Annotated in this window: 4 protein-coding genes; 2 read left to right on the plus strand and 2 right to left on the minus strand. The window is 63.3% G+C overall.

What is annotated here, in order from left to right:
- Nucleotides 1-909 (minus strand): RNA polymerase sigma factor RpoH (gene rpoH, locus C1D09_RS24915; protein WP_143976746.1); only part of this gene is annotated, 909 nt, incomplete at its 3' end.
- 211 nt (nucleotides 910-1120) lie between these two features.
- On the minus strand, nucleotides 1121-2176 hold the full coding sequence (locus tag C1D09_RS24920) for an RluA family pseudouridine synthase (protein WP_143976747.1): 1056 nt from the start codon (nucleotides 2174-2176) through the stop codon (nucleotides 1121-1123).
- A gap of 25 nt (nucleotides 2177-2201) precedes the next feature.
- Between C1D09_RS24920 and C1D09_RS24925 the strand changes: the two genes are divergently transcribed.
- The gene (locus C1D09_RS24925) at nucleotides 2202-2585 is read left to right on the plus strand and encodes a fimbrial protein (protein WP_143976748.1); all 384 of its coding nucleotides are present in this window, start codon (nucleotides 2202-2204) and stop codon (nucleotides 2583-2585) included.
- Between the two features lie 52 nt (nucleotides 2586-2637).
- Nucleotides 2638-3045 (plus strand): VOC family protein, encoded by a 408-nt coding sequence (locus C1D09_RS24930; RefSeq protein WP_143976150.1) that lies wholly within the window; start codon nucleotides 2638-2640, stop codon nucleotides 3043-3045.
- Nucleotides 3046-3191: the final 146 nt, after the last annotated feature.

The following is a 3191-nucleotide window of genomic DNA, read 5'->3' on the forward strand; positions in this document are numbered from 1 at the left end:
ACCCAGGCGCTGCGCCTCGATGGTGCGCAGCGCCTGGGTCTGGCGCTTGGCGGCGGCCTTGACAGCATCCTGCACCTTCTCGAAAGCGCGCACCTCGATCTGACGCACACGCTCGCGGCTGATGTCGAACTCGGCCGACAGCTCTTCCAGCGTCAGCGGCTCCTCGGCGAGGCGACGGGCCTCGAAGATGCGCCGCTCGCGCTCGTTGAGCACGGCAAGAGCGCCTGACAGCATGCCGCGCCGGTTTTCCAGTTCGTCCTGCTCGATCAGCATCTCTTCCTGGCTTTCGTGGTCATCGACCAGCCAGTCCTGCCATTCGCCGGATTCGCCTTCCGTCGCCCGGATCGGCGCGTTGAGCGAAGCGTCGCCGGACAGGCGGCGGTTCATCGACACCACCTCTGCTTCGGTAACGTTCAGCCGGGTGGCGATCTCGGCGATCTGGTCGGGCTTGAGGTCGCCGTCGTCCAGCGCCTGGATCTTGCCCTTCACCTTGCGCAGGTTGAAGAACAGACGCTTCTGGTTGGCGGTCGTGCCCATCTTGACCAGGCTCCACGAGCGCAGGATGTACTCCTGGATCGAGGCCTTGATCCACCACATGGCGTAGGTCGCGAGGCGGAAACCGCGCTCGGGTTCGAATTTCTTGACGGCCTGCATGAGGCCGACATTGCCTTCCGAGATCACCTCGCCGATCGGCAGGCCGTAGCCGCGATAGCCCATGGCGATCTTGGCGACGAGCCGCAAATGGCTGGTGACGAGCTTGTGCGCGGCGGAGGTGTCTTCATGCTCGGCATAACGCTTGGCGAGCATGTACTCTTCCTGCGGCTGAAGCATGGGAAAGCGGCGGATTTCTTCCAGGTAGCGGCTGAGGCCGCCTTCGCCGGAAACAATACTGGGTAGTGACTGGGCCATGATAGCGCCCCCTCTCTATTGGAGTGATGCCCCCGAAACGCGGCGGGCATGTGACGCGAACACCGAAAGGCTCGCTCGCGACATAAGATCTTATACAGGAACAAAACCAGAAAAGACAGACATTTGTTCAACACGAAACAGTGTGTCACGCTGAAGTGAACAATGCCAGTCAGGTTTTTTGATGGCTGGTTTCGAGCTTGTTGATGGCAGGTCAAAGATTGCGTAGGCCGCCGACGAGTTCCTCCATGTCCCTCGGTATCGGCGCCTCGAACCTCATCGTCAAATGGGTATCGGGATGGCGAAATGCAAGAAGCCAGGCATGCAAAGCCTGCCGGGAAAATGCCTTGACCTGACTTTTCAGGGGTTCCGGCAGCCGGTTGGCCTTGGTACGGAAGGCCTGGCCGTAGTCGGGGTCGCCGATGACCGGATGGCCGATATGGGCCATATGGACACGGATTTGGTGGGTTCGGCCGGTTTCCAGCCGGCATTCGACCAGGCTGGCGGTGGCGAATTCCTGCTGTTCTTCGCCAAAACGCTCCTGAACCGCAAAGTGGGTGACGGCATGGCGGGCATCGTCGCGACCTTCCGGAACCACGGCGCGGCGCACCCGGTCGGCGGCGCGGCCAAGCGGCGCGTCGACCGTGCCGGTCGGCCTGTGCGGTATGCCCCAGACCAGCGCCAGATAGGCGCGTTCGAGATCGCCGGTCCGGCCGTGATCGGCGAAGGCCTCCGACAGCGCCTTATGGGCGCGGTCCGTCTTGGCCACCACCATGACGCCGCTGGTCTCCTTGTCGAGGCGGTGGACGATGCCCGGCCGGCGTACCCCGCCAATGCCCGACAGGCTGTCGCCGCAATGATGGATCAACGCGTTGACCAGCGTGCCCGTCCAGTTGCCGGCGCCGGGGTGCACGACCAGTCCAGCCGGCTTGTTGATGACGATCAGCGCGTCGTCCTCATAGAGCACGTCGAGCGCGATGGCCTCGCCCTGCGGCGCGGCCGGTTCCGGTTCCGGCATGGCGACCGACACACTTTCGCCCGCGATCATCTTGCGCTTGGTCTCGTCGGCCGGCTTGCCGTTGACGCTGACGGCACCTTGCCTGATCAGCATCTGCACACGGCTACGCGACATGTCAGGGCCGAGGCTGGCCGCCAACCACTGGTCGAGGCGCTGGCCGGCCGCGTCCGCGCCAACCACCAGCACTGTCGGCTCGGCCGCGATGAATCGATCCTCTATCAATTCGGGGGCCTCTTCGTTATGAGCGCTCATCTAAAACCGTTCCGGAATATTTGCCATGGCCCGGCCCGATGCCGAAGAAGATCAGGAAAAGCCGCTCGACCCCGAGGTCGAAAAGATGCGTGGCAAGCTCGTCCGCTTCATGGCCATCAATCTCGGCCTGCTGTTGCTGGCTCTTATGGTGGTGATCGCGGCGATTGTCTACAAAGCCCGCAAGGCACCGCCGGCAAACCCGCCGCTGGCCGGTGACATCCAGGTACCGGCCGGCGAGCCGCTCAGCGGCGACATCGTGCTGCCGGTCGGGGCGAAAGTGGTCAGCCAGTCGCTGTCCGGCAATCGCGTCTCGATCGACGCCGAACTTGCCGACGGCGGCCGTGCGATCTTCGTTTATGATATCGCCGAGCGCCGCTTGATCGGGCAGTTCGCAATTCGCAACAAATGACCGGCAGCAATGCAACAAACAAGTTTGCCGCAGAATTGAACAGGCCCCAGGCATGACAGGCTTCGCCGGACATCGTCGTGTCGCGACCGTGGCGCTGGTCGTCGCCAATTATGACGAGGCGATCGCCTGGTATGTCGGGCGGTTGGGGTTCCTGCTCCTCGAGGATGTCGATCTCGGCGGCGGCAAGCGCTGGGTCACGGTCGCGCCGGCCAACGGGCAGGGCGCCAGGCTGCTGCTGGCGGAGGCGTCCGACGAGGCACAAAGGAAAAGCATCGGCAACCAGACAGGCGGCCGGGTCTTCCTGTTCCTCGAAACCGACGACTTTGCCCGCGACCATTCGGCGATGCTGGAAAAGGGTGTCGAATTCCGTGAGGCGCCGCGTTTCGAACCCTATGGCGCGGTCGCGGTTTTCGCCGATCTGCACGGCAATCTCTGGGACCTGATCGAGCCGAAACGCTAGGCTCGCGGCCAGCTTTTCTTCGATGTGGCAAAGCTGGCCAAACCCCCAGTTGCTTTTTCCCAGCCGTCAGCCTATATCGCCGGTTCTTGAGCGCGCCCATCGTCTAGCGGTCAGGACACCGCCCTCTCACGGCGGGAACAGGGGTT

This window comes from Mesorhizobium intechi, from assembly GCF_002879535.1.
Classification (GTDB): Bacteria; Pseudomonadota; Alphaproteobacteria; order Rhizobiales; family Rhizobiaceae; genus Mesorhizobium; species Mesorhizobium intechi.